18 protein-coding genes and 1 pseudogene are annotated in these 26,840 nt (G+C 46.4%); 12 read left to right on the top strand and 7 right to left on the bottom strand.

Going from position 1 to position 26,840, the window contains the following annotated elements; all coding sequences use genetic code 11:
* Positions 1–41: 41 nt before the first annotated feature.
* Positions 42–1,547: an exopolysaccharide biosynthesis polyprenyl glycosylphosphotransferase gene (locus JCM15548_RS07070; RefSeq protein WP_062123828.1), complete on the top strand. Its 1,506-nt coding sequence runs from the start codon at positions 42–44 to the stop codon at positions 1,545–1,547.
* A gap of 174 nt (positions 1,548–1,721) precedes the next feature.
* Here the strand turns inward: JCM15548_RS07070 and JCM15548_RS23270 are convergent, their stop codons facing one another.
* The 5 genes from JCM15548_RS23270 to JCM15548_RS07050 all read right to left on the bottom strand — a co-directional run bounded on the left by JCM15548_RS23270 (position 1,722) and on the right by JCM15548_RS07050 (position 10,906).
* Positions 1,722–2,054, bottom strand: a complete 333-nt coding sequence (locus tag JCM15548_RS23270) for a T9SS type A sorting domain-containing protein (RefSeq protein ID WP_227625553.1) — start codon at positions 2,052–2,054, stop codon at positions 1,722–1,724.
* Positions 2,055–2,071: 17 nt separating this feature from the next.
* Complete coding sequence (locus JCM15548_RS07065; RefSeq protein ID WP_227625552.1) at positions 2,072–4,498, bottom strand: alpha-amylase family glycosyl hydrolase; 2,427 nt, start codon at positions 4,496–4,498, stop codon at positions 2,072–2,074.
* Positions 4,499–4,731: 233 nt separating this feature from the next.
* The gene (locus JCM15548_RS07060) at positions 4,732–6,228 is read right to left on the bottom strand and encodes a SusE domain-containing protein (protein WP_062123826.1); all 1,497 of its coding nucleotides are present in this window, start codon (positions 6,226–6,228) and stop codon (positions 4,732–4,734) included.
* A 23-nt stretch (positions 6,229–6,251) separates the two neighbouring features.
* Positions 6,252–7,892, bottom strand: coding sequence for a RagB/SusD family nutrient uptake outer membrane protein (locus tag JCM15548_RS07055; protein WP_062123824.1), 1,641 nt, complete (start codon positions 7,890–7,892; stop codon positions 6,252–6,254).
* Between the two features lie 11 nt (positions 7,893–7,903).
* On the bottom strand, positions 7,904–10,906 hold the full coding sequence (locus JCM15548_RS07050; RefSeq protein ID WP_062123822.1) for a SusC/RagA family TonB-linked outer membrane protein: 3,003 nt from the start codon (positions 10,904–10,906) through the stop codon (positions 7,904–7,906).
* A gap of 529 nt (positions 10,907–11,435) precedes the next feature.
* On the opposite strand from JCM15548_RS07050, the gene JCM15548_RS23265 reads away from it, so the two are divergent.
* The 10 genes and pseudogenes from JCM15548_RS23265 (at position 11,436) to JCM15548_RS07010 (ending at position 23,097) form a co-directional block, all read left to right on the top strand.
* Positions 11,436–11,723 (top strand): LacI family DNA-binding transcriptional regulator, encoded by a 288-nt coding sequence (locus JCM15548_RS23265; protein WP_227625551.1) that lies wholly within the window; start codon positions 11,436–11,438, stop codon positions 11,721–11,723.
* Positions 11,723–12,454 carry a substrate-binding domain-containing protein gene (locus JCM15548_RS07045; RefSeq protein ID WP_227625550.1) on the top strand — a complete coding sequence of 244 codons (732 nt, stop codon included), beginning with the start codon at positions 11,723–11,725 and terminating at the stop codon, positions 12,452–12,454. The genes JCM15548_RS23265 and JCM15548_RS07045 overlap by 1 nt, the downstream gene beginning before the upstream one ends.
* A gap of 447 nt (positions 12,455–12,901) precedes the next feature.
* Entirely contained in the window at positions 12,902–14,275 is a 1,374-nt protein-coding gene (locus tag JCM15548_RS07040) for an MFS transporter (protein ID WP_062123867.1), read from the top strand.
* Between the two features lie 13 nt (positions 14,276–14,288).
* The gene (gene pgmB / locus JCM15548_RS07035; protein ID WP_062123820.1) at positions 14,289–14,936 is read left to right on the top strand and encodes a beta-phosphoglucomutase; all 648 of its coding nucleotides are present in this window, start codon (positions 14,289–14,291) and stop codon (positions 14,934–14,936) included.
* 10 nt (positions 14,937–14,946) lie between these two features.
* Positions 14,947–15,594, top strand: coding sequence for a hypothetical protein (locus JCM15548_RS26680; RefSeq protein ID WP_262486922.1), 648 nt, complete (start codon positions 14,947–14,949; stop codon positions 15,592–15,594).
* Positions 15,510–17,261, top strand: coding sequence for a family 65 glycosyl hydrolase domain-containing protein (locus tag JCM15548_RS07030; protein ID WP_262486926.1), 1,752 nt, complete (start codon positions 15,510–15,512; stop codon positions 17,259–17,261). Before JCM15548_RS26680 ends, JCM15548_RS07030 begins: the two co-directional genes overlap by 85 nt.
* Positions 17,254–19,113, top strand: a complete 1,860-nt coding sequence (locus tag JCM15548_RS07025) for a glycoside hydrolase family 13 protein (protein ID WP_062123818.1) — start codon at positions 17,254–17,256, stop codon at positions 19,111–19,113. The genes JCM15548_RS07030 and JCM15548_RS07025 overlap by 8 nt, the downstream gene beginning before the upstream one ends.
* Before the next feature lie 169 nt (positions 19,114–19,282).
* Positions 19,283–20,958 (top strand): annotated as a pseudogene (locus tag JCM15548_RS07020) (TIM-barrel domain-containing protein); the annotation flags it as partial.
* A gap of 39 nt (positions 20,959–20,997) precedes the next feature.
* The gene (locus JCM15548_RS25150; protein ID WP_062123814.1) at positions 20,998–21,693 is read left to right on the top strand and encodes a glycoside hydrolase family 31 family protein; all 696 of its coding nucleotides are present in this window, start codon (positions 20,998–21,000) and stop codon (positions 21,691–21,693) included.
* A gap of 24 nt (positions 21,694–21,717) precedes the next feature.
* Positions 21,718–23,097 (top strand): alpha-amylase family glycosyl hydrolase, encoded by a 1,380-nt coding sequence (locus tag JCM15548_RS07010; protein WP_062123812.1) that lies wholly within the window; start codon positions 21,718–21,720, stop codon positions 23,095–23,097.
* 139 nt (positions 23,098–23,236) lie between these two features.
* Here JCM15548_RS07010 and JCM15548_RS07005 read toward each other — a convergent pair whose 3' ends face one another.
* Positions 23,237–25,408 (bottom strand): glycoside hydrolase family 2 TIM barrel-domain containing protein, encoded by a 2,172-nt coding sequence (locus tag JCM15548_RS07005; RefSeq protein ID WP_227625549.1) that lies wholly within the window; start codon positions 25,406–25,408, stop codon positions 23,237–23,239.
* A complete protein-coding gene (locus tag JCM15548_RS23260) occupies positions 25,384–25,671 on the bottom strand; it encodes a hypothetical protein (RefSeq protein WP_227625548.1) in 288 nt (95 codons plus the stop codon). The genes JCM15548_RS07005 and JCM15548_RS23260 overlap by 25 nt, the downstream gene beginning before the upstream one ends.
* A gap of 269 nt (positions 25,672–25,940) precedes the next feature.
* Between JCM15548_RS23260 and JCM15548_RS06995 the strand changes: the two genes are divergently transcribed.
* On the top strand, positions 25,941–26,828 hold the full coding sequence (locus JCM15548_RS06995) for an AraC family transcriptional regulator (RefSeq protein WP_062123808.1): 888 nt from the start codon (positions 25,941–25,943) through the stop codon (positions 26,826–26,828).
* The last annotated feature ends 12 nt before the right edge of the window (positions 26,829–26,840 follow it).

The raw sequence follows: 26,840 nt of genomic DNA, 5'->3' as shown, positions 1-26,840 counted from the left end.
ACAAAAACAGACCATTTGATAATATTTACCCCTTACTATTAATGTTATCGACCCAGTTTTTTAAACGAAGGCTACCGGCCATTCTTGCTGCAGGCATTGACTTCATGAGTTCTGTAATATTACTTTACAGTTTTGCTTCGGTGCTTTCTATTTTACAACTGCGCGAACCACTCCAATTCTCCCCCCTCCTGCCTGCCGAGGTTGTGATGTCGGTCATTTTAGTGGTTGGTTTAATTTCTATTGGCAGTTACAAAACCGATGCCGCTTCCATCGGGAAACTTTCCATGAAAAGGCCCTCTTCCCTATTGGCCATTCTCTATATGGCATCCTTTGTATTTCTGTCATTGGAAGAGGCGTGGATAACCATGTATCCCCAGTTTTTATTAAAGCTTTTAATCATCGTCAGCTTGTACGCCCTGATGATGACCTTTGGCAGGTTTCTTATTCATTTAACACTCACCTACATCCTGCGTCTGGGCTGGATCCATCACAAAGTATTACTGGTCTTTCACAAACTGCCTGACACGCCCTATTTTAAAGAAATACTACGTTACATTGAGGTCAACAACCTCATACTAGCCGGCTATTGCAGCAGTCACAAAGCAGAAAACACAACCTATACCGAAATGCCTTATCTGGGAGAGTTTATTCAAACACCCGAGATTGTAAAAAGGGAGAACATTGATGAAGTGATTATTCTCAATCATTCTCAAAAAACAAAAAAAATTGAGCAGATTCTTTCAGAAATCAATACCGAAGAAGTGCTGGTTCGATTGGCACCCGGAACTTTAGAAAGCATTGGCGGAGGGTTCAACACATTAGACCTTACCCAAATACCTGTTTTAGCCATCCGGCCAAGAACCCCTTCCTGGTGGTTCAAGACCATCAAGAGACTGTTCGACATCTTCACCTCGCTATTGGGTTTGCTGATAGCCACCCTGCTGTTTCCGATCATTGCCTGGCGAATAAAAAGAACTTCGCCAGGTCCCGTTTTTTACCGACAAGAACGTTTGGGTAAAAACAAAAAACCTTTCATCCTCTATAAATTCAGAACCATGTTCACCAATTCTGAAGACGAGGGACCACAATTGGTGGCAAAAGGCCAGGATGACAGAATTACACCCGTTGGCCATTTTCTTCGGAAAAGCCACTTAGATGAAATCCCCCAATTCTGGAATGTTTTGAAAGGAAACATGGCCATTGTCGGGCCCCGACCGGAAAGAGCTTACTTTGCCAGGCAATTGGAAAAAACCACCCCTTATTACAGCCTGATAACGAAAACCAAACCCGGCTTAACTTCTTTAGGCATGGTTAAGTATGGTTATGCCCATGACCTGAAAGAAATGTCCGAACGAATTCTCTACGACCTGATTTACGTCAATCAACAATCGCTCATTGCTGATTTCAAAATAATTGTCGACACGGCCATCTACATCATCAAAAAGATCTTGTTCAAGACTTGTCCCATCGAAAATAAAAAGCTGGCCAACCCGCCGGCCGGCAGCACCTCCTACTCCAACAACGAAATCTTCAAAATCACCCATTAAAAAAGTGCCGAATTCCGCTGAACGGATTCCGGCACTTTTGAAAATATTCTGAAGCATGCTCGACGTAATTTTCAAACCTTGCTTGGCGTAGTTTTCAACCACGCCTCTGATCTTCATAGCATTCAACATCACACTGGGGGCTTGGCGTAGTTTTCAACTACGCCCCTACCACAACTACTTTTGCAATTTATGATATTCCACCCCTCCATCTGCCAGTTCAATCTGCATCAAATAAAAACCAGACTGCAAAGCTGACAAATTCAAAACAGAGTTAACACTTTGTTCCTCACTGCGGAGGATCAAGCGGCCGTTGATATCATAAATCTGAACCGCATTGATTTGCTGAGAGGCCTTTATATGTAATTCATCACCTACCGGATTGGGAAAGACCATCGTTTGTGTCGATTCCTCCATCTGACCTTCATCGATGGATGACACCAACCATACTTCCTCCAGTTTTTGGTCGGTAAACAGGGCAAATTCGCCCGCCGCCAGCGTAATTTCCATGTTAAGATCGGTGACATTTATACTGTCCCTTTCAAAATGATTGTACCACCAGCCGGTAGATGAAAACTGAGGGGCAACACTATGGCTACCACATCAAAGTTACCCACCAGACGTACCTGGTTATTCGTGCCATTTAAGGCCGCTTTTTTAACAGCACCATAAACATCAATCGTGTAATCGGAGGTTGAAAAAACCGGTTCCAGGGTCTTCATTTGAATAAGCTCGGCATAGACCTGCCATAACTCCCTGCGGGCAGGCACATCCATGTAGTCCCATTTGGGTGGTTTTTTCCCCAGCCGACCACCATTGTCAATGCTGATATCGTAGCCCAGTTCACCAAATTGCCAGATCATTTTTGGCCCGGGAACAACCATCAAAAAGGCGGCTGCCGCCTGATGTCGCTCCAGGGCCGTATCCAGATCCTTAACGGAATAATCGCCGGCCACTTTTCCATACGTCAGGGCTTTATAAGTCACCCGTTCTTCATCGTGGCTTTCCATGTAGGCAATCAGGTTGGGTTCATTCCAGGTACGCTGCTTATAGGACGACCAATCCAGATTGGATTTTCCGCTTTCGTTGTACCCCATCACAGCCTCTGAAAAGTTGTGGTTGATGTTACCCCACAACAGAATGCCATGCTCGGCCAGCTCTTTCTCCTCAGAGTTATCTGAGAGATGTTCAAAAATAATGATGGCATCATTTTTAACGGTCCACACCTGATCGGCCATCCGCTTAAGGATGGCAATGCGGCTCGCATCATACGCACTGGCCCAGGAGGTGGGACCGTAAACGGTATTGGTAAATCCTTTGGTGAAATCCAGACGGAAACCATCTATCTTAAATTCTTCCATCCAAAAGCTTAGAATGCTGTCGACCAGGGCCTGCGTATACAAACTTTCATGGTTAAAATCATACCCCCATTGGGCACCGGTGTTCTGCATATTGTGCGCCTGGTTGTACCAGGGATTGTCGGCCGATGGCTTACCTTCATCAAAATACATTTGAAGCAGGGGCGACTGGCTGTAGGAATGATTCAGAACCATGTCCATAATCACCGCAATACCCCTTTCGTGGCAGGCATCAATGAAGGTCTTATAATCGTTCATAGTGCCATAAGCCTTATCGGGCGCAAAGAAAAACGAGGGATTGTACCCCCAACTGTCGTTGCCCTCAAACTCATTGAAAGGCATCAGCTCAATGGCATTCACTCCCAGGCGCTGGAAATAATCCAGGGTATCGGTAATGGTTTTGATATCACCATTGGCCGTAAAATCCCGGATAAGCACTTCATAAACCACCATACGCTCTTTGGCAGGCGCCTGAAAATCATTCACCTGCCACTGGTACTGCTCGGGTGCGGTATTCAGCACCGAGACCAATCCGGTAGTAAATTCGTGCGGAAAAGGTTTTAAATCTGGATACACCCGATCCTCAATATACTTGTCATTCCATCCATCCAAAACCTTATTGGTATAGGGATCGGCCAAACGCAATTCACCATCAATATAATATTGATAGGCATACTCCTGGCCTGCTTCCAGCTGGTCGATGGTCAGCCAAAAATATTCCCCATCCTTCTTCATTTGGGATTCAGGCGTTGGTGCCCAACCATTAAAATCTCCCAGCACATACACAAATTCTTTATGCGGAGCCTGCAAAACCAGTGTCACCTTGTTGGCATCAACAACATTGGCACCAAGTCGCAGATTCGCTGGCCTGGGAGCCGTTTCAACGGCTTCCCGAATGTAAAAAGAGATGGCTTGAGTTTCTACCGCTGTACCTTTATAGGCCTCCAGGCGAAGTTCGTGACTGCCGGAGGCAGGGGCCGTGAGCGTGTGGCTCAGCGACAAATCAGTGCTTTCCTTCACGAGCGCATCGTTCAGGTAGAGTCTTAAGCCGTCGGCATTCAAACCACTGCCGGTCACCACAATTTCCTCCCCCGGAAGAAAAAGGGCATCTGCAGCAGGAGCGGATAATAAGGCCGTCAGGCCTTCTTTGTATACATCTACCAAAATATCTGTTCCACCAGTCGCCTTCCCTTCCAGCCAACTGCCATTTACCTGAGTGGCGCTTCGAAAGACAAAGGCCATTTTCAGTATGTCCTCACCTTCGGGCACCCCGTAGTAGCTCCGAATATCCGACGAAATTTCCAATTCATACAAGTCGGTAGCAATTCGGGTCAGTTTAGCCTTTGGCACATTGACCCCCCAGGCAGCTACCACATATTTCCAATCAGAATTGCCGGTACTCTCAGATGTAATAACACCGGTATGCGCATACACATCACCGGTAAAGCCCATTAAGCCTTTGGTGCCCTCATCGGCTCTGAAGGTAATGGTAACAGCCTGCCCCTCCACCGCAATAGAGGGCGTACTGGATACCACCTGGGCCTGTGACCAGGTGCTTACCAAAATCACGAGAAATAGTAATAAATATTTTTGCATAGAGAATGTTTAAATAGACGATTTCATGAAAGCCGAAGAAGACCAATGGTAGAAGGTCATTTTTAATATCAAAAACGCATCAACCCATCAAAATAAATAGCATCAGCCTCCTTGACAGAGACCGGCTTAAGGAAGAACGAACGGTAAAAATCCGGACAAAGAAATAAATTGCAAGCACAAAAAGATTAGGAAAGGGATCCCCTATGACAGGAATCCCTTTCAAAAAAATCAAATTAATACATGGTGATCCATTTTCCTTCAAGGTCAACAGTTATGGTATAAGACCCTGGAGTACCATTAAACCAAATATTCCCGTCGCCATCCTCACGATCAGGCTGCAAGGCACTTTCGAGCATACTACTTACCTCTCCGGTAAAATAAGGCCAATTGTACGACACCGGATTCCAATCTTTTTGTCCCAAAAATCTGAAACGATCATTCGCAAAAGTAGCGGTGGCACGATATACATTCGGCGCTATATTATTCATCTCTATGGCAGCCGTAGGATCCCATCCGGCATCAGGAACACCAGCTCCAACAATGTAAAGCTTAGTGCCATCATCCGAAAAAGGTGCATCCATTACAATGGTTTTCTTGTCCAAATCCACGGTGATCACATACTCGCCTGGCTCCCCTTTAAACCAAATATTTCCGTCACCATCCTCACGATCTGGTTGGAGTGCACTTTCCAGCATACCACTCACATAACCGGTAAAGAAAGGCCAGTTATAGGCTACCGGATTCCAGTCCATTTGCCCTAGGAATCGGAAGCGATCATTGGCAAAAGTGGCTGTTGTTCTGTAAACATTAGGGGCAATATTAATCATTTCAATTGCAGCGCCAGGATCCCATCCGGCATCAGGAACACCAGCTCCAACAATATAAATCCGACTGCCATCATCTACAGTTCCATCAGAAGTGGCTGGCTCCATTGTAATGGTTTTTGTGGCCAGGTCCACCGTGATCACATATTCGCCTGGTTCTCCTTTAAACCAAAGGTTCTCATCGCCATCCTCACGGTCATCCTGACGGGCATTTTCCAACAATTCCTCAGGAACAGTCTCAAAATAGGGGAAATTATAGCCATCGCCCCAGTCCAATTGTGACAAAAAGCGGAAACGCTCTACCGTGAAAGTCGTGGTGGCCCGATAAGTATCGGGAGCAATATTTACCATTTCTACTGCATCACCGGGATTCCATCCGGCAGGAACGGCTGCTCCAACAATGTATATTCTGGAACCATCATCGGTTGATCCATCCGAGGCAATTTTGTAGGGCGTTACATTAACATCCAACACATTGGAATAGCTGTACACCTCTGAATCAAGAATTCTGGTAACCAGTCTAAAATAAACAGGCGCTTCAACCATTGGCTCATATTCCTCAGCCAATAAAGCTTTATTCCAATTTACCACACTAAAAGAAGCCATTCCGTCCGTCACATCCATGGTCCCCTCTAAAACAATAGGCTCAGTGAATTCAGAGCTGGCAGCCATCTCCAAAACATATTCTGTGGCCACATCCACTTCAAAGAGGGCCGGATCAAATTCCAGCACGACCAACTCATCGGCATTTTCAGCCAGCAATTCAAAGGCTGCACCAGAAGCCGGACTGGTAATGGTTGCCGGTGTGGATTGATTCAAATCCAACACGGCCTTATTCTCATCCTCACAGCCCGCAAGAAATGGGAGCAAGAACAACAACATCCAATATATATGATTTTTTTTCATGGTGTAATTTTTAAAATGTTTGCTTATTCCTCTTCAATATTTACAAAGTATCCGTCGTTTTGAACCAATCCCGGATTGGCTCCAATGTCATCAGAAGGAATCGGATAAATATTTAAATAGGTCTCAACGGCTTTTCCTTCTTCAACGCCACCTTTCCAGGGCCAGTTATAGGCAGATCCGGCAAACCTTCCAAAACGAACCATGTCGGTACGACGCTGCGCCTCAAAAAAGAACTCACGACCTCTTTCATCGAATAAGAAATCAAGCGTTAATTCACTCTGAGCAATAGCAGAAGTGGTTTCATTTCCATAAGCACGGGCGCGCAATTCATTAATCAGATCCAAGGCTTCCTGGGTAGTACCACCAGCACCACCCCGTAAAACGGCCTCAGCAAAATTCAGATAAATCTCACCTAAACGAAACAAAGGAAAATCATTGTAAACAATGTTGCTTGGGGGATTTGTTCCGTCGTTGTAAACATTGTAGTACTTAACAATTGGAATACCATTGTTTCTGTATAATGTGCGACTTTCAATCTCCACACTCTCGGTTTTATCAACACGAACCATGGCAAATCGACTGTCCTGCTCAAAATCGTCCTGAGCCTGGAAATAATCCAGCAAGGAAGATCTGGCCCGGTTACCTTGCCATGCACCAACTGAATTCACCTCAGACTGCAAATCAGAAGGCACGGTACTTGCAATAAGAAATGTCATGCCACCCCATGTTTGGGTTTCCGTTCCCTCGTAACGAATGGGAAAAATCATTTCTGTTGAAAGATGGTTGTCAGCCGTGAAATTGTGCTTATAATTTCCTTCCAGCTCATAAGCCACCTCCATCACTTTTTTACTGTAGGTAATGCTTTCAGTGTACTTGTCCACACCAATGTATGCTTCGGCATTCAAATACAAGCGGGACAACAAGGCCCAGGCAGCCGCTTTGTGCGCCCGTCCGTAATCCTGATTGTCGTATCCGACAAATGGCTCCAGCATATCAGCTTCACAGCTTAAAAGTTCGGATTCAATGTACTCAAAAATGACACTGGCCTCCATTTGTGGGGGTGCATCCTTTCCAAGTGGACTGTCCTCAGTAACAAAAGGAACATTTCGGAACATGTCTAACAGATAATAATAAGCCAAAGCTCTCTGAAAGCGTGCTTCCGCACGATACTCATTGATGACGCTTCTATTGGCATCACTAACGCCGCGTTCTGACAATTTACCTTCTGTTGTTTCTCTCAAAAAGGCATTCGCCAGATTAATCTGATAATACAGGCGGTAATAAAAACCTTTAATAAAAACGTTATCAGGGCTCCATGTCATTTCGTTGAGGTCAGGAATCCCCACATCGCCCCATGCACAGTGAGCTTCATCCGTTGGTAGTTGTTGTAGATTCCATAACCCTCTTAAAAAAGAGGCCTGACTTCCACCATCCACACCAGCCACATCCGGGTCACCGTCTCCACCGCTGTTACCACTGATAGCAAGTCCCGCGTATATTTTAGCAAGACTTTGTTGGTAAGCATCTATCGTGTTGTCATAAACAACTTCAGAAACCAACTCATCCTCATCCAGCGGTATGGTATTCAGGTCATCAGTACAGGCGCCTAATCCAAGAACCATGCCTGCTGCCCATAATAATGTTAAATATTTATATGCCTTCATAATCTATCGAATTAAAAATTTAAACTTAAGCCCAGAATGAATACACGGGGATGGGGATAGATATTGTTATCAATCCCATCGTTGCTAAATTCAGGATCAATTCCCTTATAATCGGTAATGACCAAAGGATTCTGAACGGTAAATGAAATTCTGCCTCTCTGGCCTTCACGCCAGATACCCAGATCGTCAAAGGTGTATCCCAAAGAAACGTTATCCATTCTCAGGAAAGAAGCCTCCTGTATGTAATAGCTGGATAAATACTGAGGATCAGAAAAATTGGTATAAGGCGCACTGTTTACAACATTCTTCAGGAAACCGGATGGATCAAACATCGCATTCTGCGCTTCCCGGTTCGACTGGATATTATTGTAAGCATAATTCCCTAAGTTAGCGCGCAAGGAGAAATTGAAATCCCAGCTCCTGTAGTTGAGCTGTGAAGAAAAGCCCATGGTAATATCGGGAGAGGATTTCTTATAAATGATCAAATCCTCCTCATTAATGGCGCCATCCTGATTTTGATCCACATAGGCCCCTTCAATGGGCTTACCGGTTTCGTCATAAATTTGCTCATAAACATAAAATGAACCAGCAGGATTATTCAGACTGTGAATCTTAATGTTGGCGCCTGTTCCTCCATCAATTCCACCATGGATAACACCTGAATAATTGGGATCATCATTGATGGTTAATTTGGTGATTTCATTTTCGTTATAGGCGATGTTATAATTCAGGGTCCAGTTGAAATTTTCCCCAACAACAGGTCGTCCTGTCAAAGAAAACTCAAATCCCTTGTTGGTCAACTCACCCACGTTGGTCAGTAACTGGTTACTAAAATTGGTTCCGGCGGCTATGGCTACGGTGTTTAACAAATCAACCGTTTCACGCTGATAAACATCCAATGCCCCTGTAACCCGATTGTTCAAGATTCCAAAATCCATTCCAACGTTATAGGTGGTCGTTTCTTCCCACTTCAGATTTTCATCATAAGCGACCGGACGAATTAAAGGAATTTTTGAATCTCCAAAGAAATAGTTGGCACCTGCCTGACTGTAGCTGTATCTGGCCATCCAGGGGTAATCTCCCTGCCCAAGACTTTGCTGACCGGTCACACCGTATCCTAAACGAAGTTTTAAGTCCGAAAACAATTCTTGTCCCATCATAAAGGATTCATTGTTCAATCGCCAGGCCAAAGCCACGGAAGGGAAAAGTCCCCACTGGTTATCGGGACTAAATCGTGAAGAACCGTCGTTTCGTAGAGTAAACGTCAATAAATATTTATCCATCAGACTGTAATTCAACCGTCCAAAGAAAGAAACAATGTATGACTCGGTAGAATACTCATCCATATCCCGGTAGAATTCTTCGCCAAAACTTTCAGCCGACTCAGGAGAATATGGATATATATTATCCTCTTCTGAATAGAACCTTTGCCAGGAATATCCGCCCATAACATCAAAACGATGGGCAGCCACTTCCTTGTTGTAGTTTAAGAAGAAATCCAAAAGTGTGTTTCTTTTCAACTGACTGTAGCTTCTGTTATCGCCCCAACCAGCTTTATAGTTACCCCAGACCCAACTCATGGGGGAGTTATCGTTAACAATTACATCGCCTTCACTTTCAGAAATATCATATCCCAAGTTAAGGTTGGCCTTTAATCCAGCCAAAAAGTCAAAAGCGTAATCCAACTGAAGATTACCAATGCTTCTGTAAACATCTGCCTTGTCAGAACGCTCTTCCAATACAGCCAAAGGATTGGCCAGACCAATATCAATAGGGGTACCATCTTCTTTTAATGACATATAGTAACCATTGCCATAATTACTATCAGCGTACACCGGCTGTGTAGGGTCAAACTGGGTAGCGGATCCAATAGAGCCATGATCGGCAAAACTGCTTTTATTGTAGGATCCCTTTAGACTTAACTGAACGTTGAGCCGGTCTTCAAACAATTTCGGATTTAAATTCAATGCAGCAGTGGTCCGTTCCATGGCCGATGTTTTAAGAATACCTTCCTGATTGGTGTAACCCACTGAGAATCGGAAAGGAACTTCCTTAATGGCACCTGACAAACCCACATTGTGGTCGGAGCTGACCGATGTCCGGAATATTTCCTCCTGCCAATCAGTGGAAGCAGTCCCTAAAACGGAAGCCTGATCACTACCCTCGCCAAACACCTCTGTCACATAGGTTCTATAGGTATCCGCTTCCATCACATCAACGGTACCGGTCTTTGTGCTCACAGAAACAGTTCCATCATAGGATACTTTTATAGCACCCTTAGCACCCTTTTTGGTGGTTATAATAATGACACCATTGGAGGCACGTGAACCATAAATGGCGGTTGCAGACGCATCTTTCAATACAGTAAAAGTCTCAATGTCATTTGAATGAATAGAGGCTAAAGGGTTAGACATTCCACTAATACCTGAGGAATTGTCAACCGGCACACCATCGATCACAATTAAGGGATCATTACTGGCCGACATGGAAGAACCACCTCTGATTCTAATGGTAGCACCTGCACCTGGCGCTCCGCCATCACTGGTAACACTAACACCAGCCACTTTACCAGCTAGCATGTCAGAGGGCGACGTAGCAAGTCCTTTATTTAATTTGGTAGCATCAATAGCAGTAACTGATCCGGTTAAATCTTCTTTCTTAACCGATCCATAACCAATCACTACCACTTCGTCCATGCCGAATACACTGGGGGTCATGGCTACATTTATAGTAGATACGCCTGCTTCAACAACTCTTGCTTCGGCCTCAAAACCAATAAATGAGAATTGCAAAACATCACCCACATTGGCGTTTAAGTTATAGTCGCCGGTAGGTGTGGTAATAGTACCTGTTTGGGTTCCTTCTATAACAACCGTAACACCTGGCAGGCCAATGCCGTCACCGGCGTCGGTTACTCTACCCGATATCGTTACTTCCTGGGCATAAACTCCTAGCGGAATCAGGCATCCCAAAAGGAGCAACAGAAACTTCTGTTTGAACAACATCTTCTTCATAAAACCAAGATTTAGTTAATAGTTTTTAATAAGCTCTTTTTTATGATTCGGCCACACGTTTGTACCTAAATCACTGTAACTGGGGAATTTTTCGGTTTTCTTAACCTATGATACCAATCTGAAACCATAAATTATGGCAACAAATATACGGCATTTAGCGCCACAAATAAAACATTCTTTAACACTGACAGCCAATTTTTTACAGGATTTTTCCGCAATCGACACCAAACGTTTGCGGTGTCGATTGCATAAATTTTATATGTTGTATAACATGTTTTTTGACCAGAATTTCTGTAAAATTCGAAAAATTGAAAGCGATCTCAGATATTCCATACTATTCAAGCCTGCAAATACTTGAAAGCTATATAACAAACACTTACAAAAATTCCATTCCTTACTAATAACCACTCATATTTTATATATTTGTAGGCACAACCAATGAATTTAACGAATATTAGCATTGTTGTAACACATGAGATTGCGCAACACCAATCATCAACACCCTAAATAGAACTAAAATTGTTTTCCAATGAAGCCAACACACATCACCATAAAAGACATCGCCAAAATTTTGGGCGTATCACCCTCAACGGTATCTCGGGCGCTTAAAGACCATCCCGATATCAGTGAAGAAACGCGCAATCTGGTCAAGACCTTTGCCGAAAAGGTCAAGTACCGCCCCAATGCGCTGGCTTTGAGTCTTCGCAAACAAAAGACCAACACGCTGGGACTGGTCATTCCTGAAATTGTGCACCATTTTTTCTCATCGGTGATTAGTGGTATGGAAGACCTGGCCTATGGCGAAGGTTATACCTGATGATATGCCAGTCGAACGAAAATTTCTACCGGGAGGTCATCAATGTGCAGGCCTTAATCGATCACAGGGTAGACGGACTGCTGGTATCCATCAGCAAAACCACCCGCGAGTTTAACCATTTGCATAATGCCCTGGACAATGGCATCCCCATGGTCTTTTTCGACCGGATATGTGATGAGATTGAAACAGACCGGGTAATAACCGATGATTTTGAGGGGGCACGCGTGGCCACCACCCATTTAATTGAATGCGGCTGTAAAAAAATCATGCACCTGGCTGCTCCGCGCCATCTGCTCATTGGCAAACACCGTTACGATGGCTATTTACAAGCCCTGAAAAATCACAGCATCATGCCCGATGAAGGTCTGGTTCTCAAATGCGACACCCGCGAAGAAGTCTTTAGCATGCGCCAACATATATTGTCCATGGCACCAAAAATTGATGGCATATTCGCCGTTAACGACAGCACTGCCATAGCTACCATGCAAGTTCTTCAGGAAAACGGCTTTAAAATCCCTGAAGACATTTGCATTGTAGGGTTTGGCGACGGCCCGATAGCCACCATCGCCTCGCCACCGTTATCTACGGTGGAGCAAAAGGGATATGAAATGGGAAGAGAGGCGGTCCGACTATTGATTCAACGCCTGGAAAACCCGACAGCGCAGATTAATTACCAAACAAAAATCATTACCCCGTCATTGGTTAAGCGTAAAACCACCCAACAGCGATAATTCCGAAATCGTTTGCATAAAAAAAACTAACTTGTTTACAGGCAGACGGAAAAACTTTTTTTCATGCACCGCAAACGTTTGCAATAAGGCCTTTTAAACAACCAGCACTGGAAGTGTAAGAATAAATTCTTTTTCACGCTTTACCATCATCAATTTTTGCTCTATATTTGCCTTCGTAACTGAGAATTAAAAATTGTGTTTTCTTTCCATCGCACCTGGTCACAGGTGCAATAACTGTGTGTCAATCTCCCATCATACATTATTTACCATTCAGATCCATTTTTTCTGTTGGGTGTCATCCGACTTGAGAAAATGACCACCTTATCGTAAACCTTATCGTTTGCAATAAGTTATAGGGTAATTCTATTACACTAAATGCCGGAGCCCTGAAAATTTTCAGGAAGCATGGCCAATAAAGGAAGTGGCTTAATTCACAAACTAAACAAAATGAGAAAACTACCGCACTTGTCAGTTGGACAGATTTGGAACATGAGCATCGGATTTTTAGGTATCCAGTTCGGGTTTGCACTCCAAAATGCCAACGCCAGCCGAATTCTTCAGAATTTTGGTGCCGATGTTGAACATTTATCCTGGTTTTGGCTGGCAGCGCCCATCACCGGAATGCTCATTCAACCCATTGTAGGACATTACAGCGACCGGACCTGGACAGGTCTCGGACGCCGTCGCCCCTACTTTCTGTTTGGAGCTATCTTCGCGGCTCTGGCGCTTATTTTCATGCCCAATTCCGGCTCATTGGCGGCCTTTATTCCACCCATGTTTATTGGGGCCGGCATGTTGATGATTATGGATGCCTCCTTTAACATCTCCATGGAGCCCTTCAGAGCTTTGGTGGCGGATAAGCTTCCGGATGAACAGCGAACCAAAGGCTTTTCCGTGCAAACAACCCTTATAGGCATAGGTGCAGTGGCAGGCTCCTGGATTACCTACGTTCTGGCCGAGTGGTTGGGCGTATCCAAGGTAGCGGAAGATGGAAGTGTACCATTCAATGTGATCCTGTCATTTTATATTGGTGCAGCTGTTTTGGTCGGCGCCATTATATGGACGGTTGTCACCACCAAAGAATACTCTCCCAAACAGCTGAAGGAATTTGGGGTATCCCCGGAAAGCGATGACCTTCTGGAAAAAGATGCCGGTTTTATGCAAATCTTTAAGGATTTTGCCGCCATGCCCAAAACCATGAAACAACTGGGATTGGTGCAATTCTTCTCGTGGCTCGCTCTTTTTGGCATGTGGGTTTTTACCACGCCGGCGATTGCGCAGCACATTTATGGTCTGGCACCCAACGACACCTCCTCGGCCCTGTACAATGATGCGGCCAACTGGGTGGGCGTTCTGTTTGGCGTGTACAATGGCGTTGCCGCCATATTTGCCATTTCCCTGCCCTGGATTGCCGCTAAAATAGGCAGAAAAAACACCCATGCTTTTTCCTTAACGGTGGGGGCTGTAGGCTTAATCTCGATCTATTTCATCAGCGATCCCATGATGCTGATCCTTCCCATGCTGGCCATCGGAATTGCCTGGGCCAGCATTCTTTCCATGCCTTACGCCATATTGGCCGGAGCCCTGCCAGCAGCCAAATATGGTATTTATATGGGCCTTTTTAACTTTTTCATTACCATGCCACAGATTGTCAATGGGGTGTTCGGTGGCCCCATTATTAAACGTCTGTTTGAGTCACAAGCCGTTTTCGCCCTGATCATTGCAGGGGTCAGTCTGCTCATCGCAGCCATCTCCGTGGTTTTTGTGGAAGACAAACTGGATGTTAGAAATAAAAAGGCACCATTAGAAACGATTAACTAAACTCAACATTGAAATGATTAAAGCTTGCCTATTTGATTTAGATGGAGTGATTGTGGATACAGCCAAATATCATTTTATTGCCTGGAAGCAACTGGCGAGGGAAATGGGATTTGACTTTACAGAACAAGACAATGAGCGCTTAAAGGGTGTCAGCCGAATGGCCTCACTGGACATACTTCTGGAAATTGGTGGTGTCACCAAAACAGAACAGGAAAAGGAAGAGTTGGCACATCGCAAAAACGAACATTACGTTTCATTCATCACCCAAATGAAACCAGACGAAATACTACCGGGTGCAAGGGAATTCCTTCTGGCCTGCAAGGACGCTGGTTTAGCAACCGCTCTTGGATCTGCAAGTAAAAATGCCATGACCATTCTCAACCGACTGGAACTGAACGATTTGTTTGACGCCATTATAGATGGCACGCACACTTCCAAAGCCAAGCCGGATCCGGAAGTCTTTCTAAAAGGGGCAGAAGCTCTGGCGGCCGATCCTGAAAATTGCGTGGTATTTGAAGATGCTGAAGCAGGCGTAGAAGCCGCCTTAGCGGCTGGCATGTACTGCGTCGGAATCGGATCTTCGGAAGTGCTTAACAAAGCCCATTTAATCATTGAGGGGTTACATCAAATGACCCTCGACCAACTCGAAAATCTCCAATAAGACGACAACTATGAGACAATATTTAAAGCACGATGAGTGGCGTATCGTTGAAGAGGGCTTTAATCCCGAATTCCATCAGGCTTCTGAAAGCATTTTCAGTCTGGGAAACGGAAAAATGGGCCAACGGGCCAACTTCGAAGAGATTTACGGTGGGAAGTCCCTGCAAGGCAGCTATATTGCCGGGGTTTATTACCCCGACAAGACGCGGGTAGGCTGGTGGAAAAATGGTTATCCCGAATACTTTGCCAAGGTACTCAACTCGCCCAACTGGATAGGTATCAACATTGAGATAGAAGGGGAGCAACTGGATCTATTTTCGTGTCAAACCGAGCATTTTGAGCGGGCGCTGGACATGAAAAAAGGGATCCTTACAAGAACTTTCACAGCCACCTTTGCCAACGGAAAAAAGGTGAAGGTGGAGACCGCCCGCTTTTTAAGCATGACCGACCCCGAATGTGGACTTATACGCTATGGCATTACGCCATTGAACTTTACCGGGAAAATAGCCTTTGAACCTACCTCGACGGGGATGTGGAAAATGAGGATGCCAATTACGACGAAAAATTCTGGAACATTCTGGCAACAGACAGCAGCAATAAGGAGGCTTTTTTGTTGGCTCAGACCAAAAAACTGGATTTTCGTGTGGCTTTTGCCATGAATTGGGAGATCAACACCCAAAACACGCACATTACCTCTTCACACAACCAAACCTGGGCAGGCATCCGAATTGAAGCACAGGTATCAGAAAACGAAACCATTCAGTTCGACAAGTTTGTAGGGGTTACCAGCTCACTCAACCATCAACCCGACCAGCTTATTAAAAAGGCAGAAGAAAAGGCGCTGATGGCACGTACGGCAGGGTTCGAAAAGATGCTTGCCGCCCATACAGATCGTTGGAGCAACATTTGGCTGCACAGCGACATTAAAATTGAGGGCGACATAGCCGCCCAACAGGCCATCCGCTTCAATATTTTTCAACTGAACCAAACCTACACGGGGGATGATGAGCGCTTAAATGTTGGTCCCAAAGGCTTTACCGGCGAAAAATACGGTGGCACCACCTATTGGGACACGGAAGCTTACTGCATTCCGTTTTTCCTGGCCACCGCCCCTCCGCATGTAACCAGAAACCTGCTGATTTACCGATACAAGCATTTGGAAAAGGCCATTGAAAACGCACAAAAACTGGGCTTTACCAAGGGTGCAGCCCTCTACCCCATGGTCACCATCAACGGAGAAGAGTGCCACAACGAATGGGAGATTACCTTTGAAGAAATTCACCGAAACGGCGCCATTGCTTTTGCCATTTTCAATTACATCCGCCACACCGGTGACGAAAAATACCTGGAAGAGTATGGTCTGGAAGTGTTGATAGCCATTTCCCGATTTTGGGCGCAAAGAGCCACCTGGTCGACCGAAAAACAAAAATATGTCATTCTGGGCGTAACCGGACCCAACGAATACGAAAACAACATCAACAACAACTGGTACACCAACAAAATGGCCCAATGGTGCCTCCGGTACACCTCGGAGTCTCTTGAAAAAATCAAGACATCCAACCCCACCCGCTTCAGTGCCATCCTCGATAAAACGAACTTCGATTTTGAGGCAGAGGTGGCCCAATGGCAAGAGATCAGCGCCCAAATGCATTTCCCCTTCCATGCAGAACTGAATGTTTTTATGCAGCAGGATGGCTTTATGGATAAGGAGCAAAAAATGGCTGCCGATCTGCCCGCGCAAGAGCGTCCCATCAATCAAAACTGGTCGTGGGACCGCATTTTGCGCTCCTGTTTTATTAAACAGGCCGATACACTTCAGGGTATCTATGTTTTTGAGGAGGAATACGACACAGCAACCATACGTCGCAACTTCGAATTTTACGAACCGCGGACGGTGCACGAGTCCTCCCTGTCGCCCTGCGTCCATGCCATTCTGGCCGCGCGCATCGGCAACCTGAACAAGGCCTACGAGATGTATCTGCGGACCAGTCGACTCGACCTGGACGACTATAACAACGAGGTGCACGAAGGTCTGCACATCACCAGTATGGCCGGCACCTGGATGTCGATTGTGGAAGGTTTTGGCGGAAAACGGGTGACCAACGGGGCACTCAGAATCAACCCCATCATCCCCAATCAATGGGAAGCCTATGCCTTTCGCATCACCTTCAAGGGCAGCGACCTCGAAATAAAAGTCTCCCAAAAAGAGGTGCAGATTATCTCGCATGCTAAAAAAACGGCCACACTCTTCGTATATGATGAAAAAATTTCGGTAGAGCCGGGTGCCGCAACCAGTGTCCAACTTAAATCAGAATACAATGCTTAAGAAAACCCATACCAGTCTGGTACTTATTCTTTTCCTGATGACTTTTGGGGCCCAAACCGGGGCCCAAAAGGTAGAACGTCTGGAGCCCGCTTCCTGGTGGATCGGTTTTAACAACCCCTCCGTTCAGGTCTTGGTCTATGGTGAGAACATTGCTGCTTTGCGGCCCTCTGTCGACTACCCGGGCGTTCAGCTAGAGCGCATCATTGCCGTAGAAAATCCCAATTACCTTTTTCTGGATTTAAAAATTGCCCCTGAGGCCCGGGCGGGAAAAGTCAACGTGTCGTTTTTCCAGGGTAAGAAAGAACGAACGTCTGCCACCCTTGAACTTCTGGAACGCGAAGAAGATTCTGCCAGTCGCGAGGGATTCAACCAAAGCGATGCCATTTATCTGATAATGCCCGACCGCTTTGCCAATGGCAATCCCGACAACGACGAAATAAAGGGCATGCAGGAGAAGCCCGACCGATCAGAACCCTATGGCCGGCACGGCGGTGATCTGGAAGGCATTCAAAATCGTCTGGACTTCATTGCCGACATGGGGTTTACTTCCATCTGGCTGAACCCGGTGCTTGAAAACGACCAGCCGCAATCTTCCTACCATGGTTATGCCATAACGGATTTTTATCAGGTGGACCGCCGTCTGGGGAGCAATCAGGAATACAAAGAGCTGGTAGATGCCGGTCGACAAAAGGGCATAAAAATGATCATGGATATGGTTTTCAACCATTGCGGCAGTCAGCACTGGTGGATGAAGGATTTACCCACACACGACTGGGTGCACCAATATCCTGAATTCATCCGAAGCAACTACCGCCTGAGTACGGTATCGGATCCCTACGCCGCCAAGGCCGATTTAAGTCTGACCACCCGGGGCTGGTTCGACACCACCATGCCGGATATGAATCTGGGCAATGAGCTGGTTAAGAATTACCTCATTCAAAACAGTATTTGGTGGATTGAATTTGTGGGATTGCAGGGCATTCGTATGGATACCTATCCCTATCCCGATAAGGAGGCCATGGCCGAATGGGTTCTGCGGGTAAAGGCGGAGTATCCCGACTTTACCATTGTGGGTGAATCCTGGATTTCTGAGCCTTCTAAACTGGTATACTGGCAAAAGGATTTCCCCAACCAGGATGGCTACAACTCTCAAATGAAAAGCTTGATGGACTTCCCCATGGCCGAAGCGCTGGGAAGTGCCCTCAATGAGGAAGAAGGCTGGGGCAGTGGACTGCAAAGGCTTTACGATGTATTGGCAGACGATCATTTGTACCGCTATCCGAAAGATTTGGTGGTTTTTGCCGAGAACCACGACATGGGCAGAATGGCCCATTTCTACAACAGCGACACCCAAAAAATGAAAATGGCCATCGCCTTTTTGGGAACCGTCAGAGGTATTCCGCAATGGTATTATGGCAGCGAGCTGGTAATGACCGGAGACGGAGCCGCCTCTCATGGCGCTATTCGACAGAACTACCCGGGCGGATGGCCCGGAGATGAGACAGATGCTTTTACAGCCGAAGGAAGAACCCAGGTGCAAAACGAGGTGTTCGACTACCTGACCAAGGTGATGAATTACCGCAAAACCAGTGAGGTACTGCACCATGGCAACACCCTGCATTTTCTACCGGAAGATGAAGTGTATGTCTATTTCAGATATTTAAACGACCAGGCGGTCATGGTGATGCTGAACAACCATGCAGACAATGATACGGCAGTGGATCTGTCCAGATTCTCAGAAATACTCCGGAAATACTCGGCTGGTACCGAAGTCACTTCTGGCCGGGAATACCCATCACTGACCCACATCACAGTCCCTGCCAAATCAGCTTTAATCATTGAACTTGAATAACATACAAGCGAAAACCAGTCCCCTTTAAACAGGGTTAAGGTCACATGATCACAAGTTCGCATCCTATTAATGTGGATACCATGTGGGAAATAGCTAATTTCGGGGTTACAATAATTTCTAACGCGCAGGCCTTAGATAATTATCAAAAACCCTTTTAAATTATAGAAATATGAGCCCTTTTACCACGTGGAAATCCAGGTTTTTAATTCCCCTCCATTTGTTTTTAATTTCTCTGGTGACCCAGGCCGGGTCACCAGCAGAAATTGAAAACCCTATCTATCTCGAAAAATATTTTCAAAGTTCAGATCACCTCACGCTTAAGACCAGCGATGGCTATATCCGGCTTCAAACCATTAATGCCCAGACCATCTATGTATCCTATGCCAAAGACTCCCTGTTCCTTTCACCCAGTGACGCCGTCATTGCCCAACCACAGGTAAGCACCATCATCATACGTAATTCGGCAGAATCACTGGATGTAAGAATGGGTGAATCCTACCTCTCCATCAAAAAAAATCCGCTGGAGATAAAAATACTTACCGGCGTCAACAACCAGGAAGAGGCGGTTTTATCGGGACCCTTCAACGCCAACCAGCGCACGGGTATTAATTTCAAACTGGACAGTCGCGAAAAAATCATTGGCGGCGGTGCCAGAGCCATTGAAATGAACCGAAGCGGCAAGCGTCTTCAACTGAGCAACCAAGCCAATTGGGGTTATGAATGGGGCGCGGACCAACTCAATTATTCCCTGCCCGTTTTCTATTCCTCTAAAAAGTTCATGGTGTTTTTTGATGCGCCACAAAGGGCCATTGCAGACATCGGCCACACCGTCCGTAATCAATTCAGAATAGACTCCAAAGAGAAGGCCTTTAATGTATATGTCATGACCGGCACCGATTACCGGTCGCTTCTCTCGGCCTACATACAACTTACCGGAACACAGCCACTTCCTCCACTTTGGGCCCTGGGAAATCTCCAAAGTCGCTTCGGCTACCAGTCTCAACAGCAGGCCACCCATATCGTCGACTCCATGCTAGAGGCCAAATATCCTTTAGATGCTTTGTTTCTGGATGTATATTGGTTTGGCAAAGGGGTGGGCGACTTCAGAATGGGCAACCTGACCTGGGAAGAGGAGAACTGGCCCACCCCCAAGGCCATGGTCCAGAATCTCAAAAGCAAGGGTGTGAAAACAGTGCTCATCACAGAACCCTATTTTCTGACCACCTCGAACAATTACGCAGAGGCCGCTCAAAAGGGCTTCTTCGGGACCGACAGTCTGGGCCAACCCTATGTCATCAAGGATTTTTGGTTTGGACCAGCCTCTCTGTTGGATGTTTTCAATCCCCGGGCCGGGGAATGGTTTTGGCAAAAATACCAACCACTGATAGAACAAGGCATTGCCGGTTGGTGGAGCGACCTGGGAGAACCTGAAAAGCATCCCGGAGGGATTTTCTACCAGAAAGGGAGAGCCGATCAAATCCACAATGTTTATGGCCATTACTGGAGTAAGATGCTCAGTGACAACTACCAAAAACACTACCCCAAAAAGCGCCTCTTTAATCTGACCAGAGCCGGCTATGCCGGCAGCCAGCGTTATTCTGTTTTCCCCTGGTCGGGCACCGTCAAACGCAGCTGGAGTGGCTTAAAAGCCAGTTGCCCATCATGCTCACCATGTCGATGTCGGGCATCCCCTACATGCATTCGGATGTCGGCGGGTTTACCGAAGGTGAAAAAGATGAGGAGCTATACACAAGATGGGTGCAGCTGGCCACCTTCTCTCCCATTTTTCGTCCGCATGGCGAAAAGGAGCCCTCAGAGCCCATCTATTACAGTCCGGAAACCCAAAAGATTGTCCGGAAATTCATCGAACTCCGCTATGAACTGATGCCCTACATCTATACCATGGCCTATCAGCAGACGGCCCATGGCCGACCGCTGGTCCGACCCTTGATTTACGAACAGGAGGACGATTTCCTGGTGGATATTTACGACCTGTATTACTGGGGAGACAACATGCTGGTGGCCCCCATTTTGGAGGCCGGACAAAGCACCAGAAGAGTGGGGCTGCCCATTGGCAACTGGATCCATTTCTTCAGCAATGAAGTCTACGCAGGCGGACGCACCGTTGATGTCAGTGCCCCCATAAGTGAAATGCCCGTTTTCGTTAAAGCCGGCAGCTTCATCCCCACCGTTAAACCGGTTACGACCCTGGATCAGTTCAATACCGATAACTTAAGCATATCCTATTACCATCATCCGGAAATCACCTCTGCCACCGGTGAGCTGTACCTGGATGACGGTGAAAATGCCCAAGCCATAGAAGAGGGCGCTTATCAGCTGTTCACCTTCCAGGCTGAAAATTCGGAAAAAGAACTCAGCATTGATATTTCACATAACGATGGGGTTTATCTGCTCCGGCCCGGCCGAAGAAACATCGAATTACTCATCAAAAACAGTACGCGCCCTGAGCATGTAAAAGTGGATGGTAAGAACACGGACTTCCGCTACCACCCCAAAGATAAACACATTCAAATCCAGTTGACCATGGGAGCTGATCCCGTCCATATAAGAATCAAATAACTTTTTAAATTTAAACACGATCAAATGAGAAAATCAAAATCCCCCCTCTTGTTGCTAATGCTGGTAATGGCCCTTATGGCTTGCCAGACACAACCAAAATCCAGCGCCGAAAGCGCCGGGAGTGAAATCGTCAGTCGGGCCCCCGTCGCTGAATGGCTGCCGGACGCCGTGATTTATGAAGTCAATGTGCGGCAATACACCGATGAAGGCACTTTTGAGGCCTTTGCACAGCACTTGCCCCGCCTACAGGAACTTGGCGTGGACATTCTGTGGTTCATGCCCATTCATCCCATAGGTGAAGAAAACAGAAAAGGAACACTGGGATCCTATTACTCCATCAGAGACTACAAAGCGGTTAATCCCGAATTTGGCACCATGGAAGATTTCCAGGCAGTCGTCAGTCAGGCCCACGATTTGGGCATGACGATCATTCTCGACTGGGTGGCCAACCACACCGCCTGGGACCACCAATGGGTCACGGATCATCCCGAATGGTATGCAAAAGATTCTACCGGGAATATGTTTGGCCCCTTCGACTGGAGCGATGTGGCCCAACTCGATTACGACAACCACGAAATGCGGGCCGCCATGAAAAGCGCGCTGGAGTTCTGGGTGCGTGAGGCCAATATTGACGGCTACCGCTGTGATGTGGCAGGTATGGTTCCGGTCGATTTTTGGGAAGAGGCCTCCGATGCGCTTCAAGCCATCAAACCCGTTTTTATGCTGGCAGAGGATGAGAGCGAAACCGCTTTACTCCATCAGGCCTTCAATGCCAATTATGGCTGGGCCTTCCACCACCACTTAAACAACATCGCACAGGGCGAAGAAGATGCCACGCATGCTGTGGCCTATTTTGAGAACCTATACGACACTTATCCTGAAGGGGCGTGGCCCATGCAATTCACCACCAACCACGATGAAAACAGCTGGAACGGGACTGTTTTTGAGAGAATGGGTGCGGCCTACCCTACTATGGCGGCACTGACTTTTGTGGTTGAAGGCATGCCCCTGATTTATTCAGGACAGGAAGCAGGTTTGGACAAGATGCTGGCGTTTTTCGAGAAAGACGAAATCGATTGGAGCGATCGCTCCATGACCCATTTTTATCAGTCGCTCATTCAATTAAAGAAGTCCAACAAGGCCTTGTGGAATGGCGCCGCAGGTGCCCCCATGGAATTTATCAGCACCAATGCACCTGAACAAGTACTGCTCTTCAAACGTCAAAAGGACAACAACAGCGTGATAGCCCTTTTCAACCTTTCAGATGAAACGGTGACTGTGAGCACCGAAACCGGAATAGAAGGAGCATTTAGCGACTATTTTACCGGTGAAGATATCAGTTTTCCATTGACTGATACGGAATTACAAGCCTGGGATTACAAAATCCTTATCAGCAACCAGTAACCCTCTGGCAATTAACAATAACGCAACAGCGGCCGTCTAACTAATAGACGACCGCTGTTTGTGTTTTTAAGATATTAGGACAGCTAAGCACGGTGCTATCCTTACATTACCAAGATACCTGTCTAGGCTTACCCGATTATTATTGAGTAACCACCTCTATACCAGCTGACTTAACCCCTTTTGCCGTGGCTCTGATTTTGATGGTACCGGCCTCTCTGGTGCTGCGCACAATCAGCAAGGCTTTGCCCTGGAAGGCCTTTCTGCTATCCGCCACAAAGGGTTCATCACTGATGACATCGGCATTGCCCACTCCGGCATTGCTGCCGGCTCCGCTCACACGAAAAGAAATATCGTGATCGGCATTGGGCACAAGGATGCCGTTTTTATCGACCACTTTTACCGTAACGTACGACAAATCCAGACCATCGGCCTTGATGACCTCCCGGTCGGCCTCCAGTACAATACGGGCAGGAGCTCCGGCCGTCTCCAAACGGTGACGGGCCACTTCCTTGCCATCCACTTTGCTGACCGCTTCAATCACACCGACTTCATAAGGTATGCGCCAGGCCAGTTGCTTGTGCATGGCAGGTCCCAGATTAATCGGGTTTTCAGGATCGTACTCCTCGGCCGTATAGGCACGGATATCTTTGGTGTAGTATTCCTCAGGCACCTGTAATACACCCTGGGACCGACCGTTGACGAATAACTCCACTTCCTGTCCGTTGGTAAAGGTATAAAGATCAATCGAATCCCGGCCAGCCCAGTTCCAATGTGAATGTAGCGGCTGGTAACGCAATTGCACTTCGTTCCAGTACTGCTGACGCACATCACTGTCGTCAAAAGCGGCTATATGCACCATGGGTTCCTCACTGTAGAGACTGTTGATATAGTAGCTGAAGGACTTCCAATGGTCGTTCCAGTCAATAATACCATTGGCCCAGCCTTTGGACGGCCAGCCAAAGGACTCACCAATATAATCTGTCCCGCCCCAGTAAAACAAACCAACTGAACTGCGGTGATCAAAATTGAACCATTCGTTGCCCAAATTGCCTACCTGGGCCTCACTCAGCATGAAAATCAACTGGGGATGGTTGGCTTTATCCACCGGCCAAAATTCTTCCCGGTAATTGGTGCTGACCACGTCCATATAAAAGACCATTTCCGGTGGACCTTCCCGGTAATAATTTTCGGTGCGGTAAGCCCCGCTTCTTCTGGAGGGATGTATGCCACAGGTGACCAAACGACTGGGTTCAAAATCATGAATAAAATCGACCATCTGCTTCAGCATGGGTACGCCAAAATTGTAACGGGGACTCTTCTGCTGGTAGACTTCATTGCCCGCACTCCAGATGATGATGGACGGGTGATTTCTGTCGCGCTTAAGAAAAGCCACAAGGCTTTTTTCCCAATGGTCTTCAAAACGGTTACCCGCCCCGAAAAACTGGTCGCTCCACTTGTCAAAAGGCTCATCTACAACGAGCATTCCATTTCTATCACACCATTCTAAAACATATTTATCATGCGGATTGTGACTCAATCGGATCGCATTAACACCCAGGCGTTTCAGGCCTTCCAGACGGCGCTCGAAGCCACGTTCAAAGGCAGCGGCACCCAAGGGACCCAAATCATGGTGTATGTTAACGCCTTTGGCCAATACTTTCCGGCCATTCAGCAACAATCCCTGCTCGGGTGTAAATTCAACCGTGCGGATACCAAAAGTGGTTTTATAAGTATCTACAACCTCACCATCCACAATCACCCGCGACCGGACCTCATATAAAGCGGGATGATCAATGTCCCATCGTTGAGGTTGCTCAATGCTTTCACGCTGCCTAAAGAAAAAGACCTCACCGGGCCCTACAGGCACGGTACTGACAGCGGTCTTCTGCAGCACACCATCGGGACTGTAAATCTCAGAATTTAAGGTGATCCATGTACTGTCGGCCCGACTGTTCACCACTTCCGTCTGCAAAGCCACCTTGGCCAGATCATCGGTCACAAAAGGCGTATGCACATAGGTGCCGTGATAGTCCACATGTACCGGATCGGTGATAAGCATCCACACATCGCGGTAAATGCCTTCTCCGTTGTACCAGCGGGAGCTTTCCATGTCGGTATTGTCATAGCTCACGGCCATTACATTGGTTGCACCGGGTTGAATCACATCGGTCACATCCACCAGAAAACCCTCATAGCCATTCAGCTGGTGGGCCACTTCTTGCCCATTCAGATAAACACGGGCATCCCGGTATATACCTTCAAACTCAAAAAAGACTTTTTTCCCGCTCAAATCCACCTCGGGGGTAAACACTTTGCGGTACCAGCCTTTTGCCTGGGCAAAAAGCCGTTTTTCTGATCAGAATTGAGACTGTCCTTAACAAAGGGACCTGAAATACTGGCGTCATGCGGCAACTGGACTTGTTGCCAGTTTTTATCATCAAAATTCACCTGAGACGCATTCGCATCGGTCTGGTGAGAAAAACGCCAATCAAAATTAAACAGGACTTTTTGACGTTCAGCACTTAAGCCAAAAAACAAAAACATCCACACAAGACTTGTTACAAGAATCCTCATAGAACAGTTTTTAAATATTTTATGTACATAATAGTCAATTTATGTTTCCAAAAATACCCAATCTATGCATAAATGGCAATGCACAAATTGGCACAACATATATCTAATTTGTCACCTCTAATCCACAATAATCCACCAAAAAAAGACTTTTCGGCCTTATATTTGTACATCAACAGGCGCATCGGGCTTCTTATGGAAATTTTAACTATTTTTAGCCTGATTAATATAAACCAACAAAATCAATCCTTCGGATTTTTTATTTCACAGCTATGATCGATTTCTTTAAATATCTGACATCTAACCCGGAAGACAAACAATGGGGCATTACCCTAAATGTTGTTGGCAAAGGAAAGGTCAGTCCGGGAGCTGATTATCCGGCTTCGGATCATCCTTCCGGTTATATTTTCAACTGGAATTCGGGAAGAGTGTTGTCGGAATACCAAATCAACTACATCACCGAAGGAAGCGGGATATTTGAAACCCAATCGCATAAATACAAGATCAAGGCAGGCACGATTATGCTCATAAAGCCGGGGCTCTGGCACCGTTACCAACCGGACAAAGAGGTAGGATGGACTGAGAACTATATTGGACTGGAAGGAGATATTGTTAAAAGACTTTTTAAAAATCAGGTACTGAATTCCAAAAGCGCCATCATAGAATGCGGGCTAAAAGAATCGGTACTGGACTGCTATTACCGCATATTTGAATTGGCGCAAAAAGAAAAACCCGGTTATCAACTCATAGCTTCAGGGATTGCCATTCGTTTACTGGGGTCGCTGGTCTCGCATGTCAGAAACAGAGAATTTAAGGGTACGCCACTTGAAATCGCCATGGAAGATGCTAAATTCAAGATGCGTAACCAGCTCAACCAGGATCTGGATTTTACAGAGTTGGCGGCCTCTCTCAATTTGGGTTATTCTTATTTTCGCAAGATGTTTAAAAAGAATACAGGGGTATCGCCGGGGCAATACCACCTGCATCTTAGACTCATGCGCGCTAAAGAACTCCTGCTCGCTTCAGATATGCCCATTAAGCAAGTCGCCTTTGAAACGGGATTCGACTCTGTTCACTATTTCAGCCGGCTGTTCAAAAACAAAATTGGCGCCCCACCCTCTGAAGTGAGGAATAACAATGGTCATTCGGAACCCAAATAAAGCACAATCCTA

This window comes from Geofilum rubicundum JCM 15548, from assembly GCF_000974365.1.
GTDB lineage: Bacteria > Bacteroidota > Bacteroidia > Bacteroidales > Marinilabiliaceae > Geofilum > Geofilum rubicundum.
Note: the sequence above shows the minus strand (reverse complement) of the source record. Positions and strands in the feature narration are given on the sequence as shown.

Bases quoted from the DNA above. Each gene is read 5' to 3' on its own strand.
- JCM15548_RS23260 (WP_227625548.1), bottom strand. From the start codon at position 25,671: ATGAGGATTCTTGTAACAAGTCTTGTGTGGATGTTTTTGTTTTTTGGC.
- JCM15548_RS06995 (WP_062123808.1), top strand. From the start codon at position 25,941: ATGATCGATTTCTTTAAATATCTGACATCTAACCCGGAAGACAAACAA.
- JCM15548_RS26680 (WP_262486922.1), top strand. From the start codon at position 14,947: ATGAGACAATATTTAAAGCACGATGAGTGGCGTATCGTTGAAGAGGGC.
- JCM15548_RS25150 (WP_062123814.1), top strand. From the start codon at position 20,998: ATGCCCTACATCTATACCATGGCCTATCAGCAGACGGCCCATGGCCGA.
- JCM15548_RS07065 (WP_227625552.1), bottom strand. From the start codon at position 4,498: ATGCAAAAATATTTATTACTATTTCTCGTGATTTTGGTAAGCACCTGG.
- JCM15548_RS07045 (WP_227625550.1), top strand. From the start codon at position 11,723: ATGATATGCCAGTCGAACGAAAATTTCTACCGGGAGGTCATCAATGTG.
- pgmB (WP_062123820.1), top strand. From the start codon at position 14,289: ATGATTAAAGCTTGCCTATTTGATTTAGATGGAGTGATTGTGGATACA.
- JCM15548_RS07040 (WP_062123867.1), top strand. From the start codon at position 12,902: ATGAGAAAACTACCGCACTTGTCAGTTGGACAGATTTGGAACATGAGC.
- JCM15548_RS07060 (WP_062123826.1), bottom strand. From the start codon at position 6,228: ATGAAAAAAAATCATATATATTGGATGTTGTTGTTCTTGCTCCCATTT.
- JCM15548_RS07010 (WP_062123812.1), top strand. From the start codon at position 21,718: ATGAGAAAATCAAAATCCCCCCTCTTGTTGCTAATGCTGGTAATGGCC.
- JCM15548_RS23270 (WP_227625553.1), bottom strand. From the start codon at position 2,054: ATGGAAATTACGCTGGCGGCGGGCGAATTTGCCCTGTTTACCGACCAA.
- JCM15548_RS07050 (WP_062123822.1), bottom strand. From the start codon at position 10,906: ATGAAGAAGATGTTGTTCAAACAGAAGTTTCTGTTGCTCCTTTTGGGA.
- JCM15548_RS07055 (WP_062123824.1), bottom strand. From the start codon at position 7,892: ATGAAGGCATATAAATATTTAACATTATTATGGGCAGCAGGCATGGTT.
- JCM15548_RS07070 (WP_062123828.1), top strand. From the start codon at position 42: ATGTTATCGACCCAGTTTTTTAAACGAAGGCTACCGGCCATTCTTGCT.
- JCM15548_RS07025 (WP_062123818.1), top strand. From the start codon at position 17,254: ATGCTTAAGAAAACCCATACCAGTCTGGTACTTATTCTTTTCCTGATG.
- JCM15548_RS23265 (WP_227625551.1), top strand. From the start codon at position 11,436: ATGAAGCCAACACACATCACCATAAAAGACATCGCCAAAATTTTGGGC.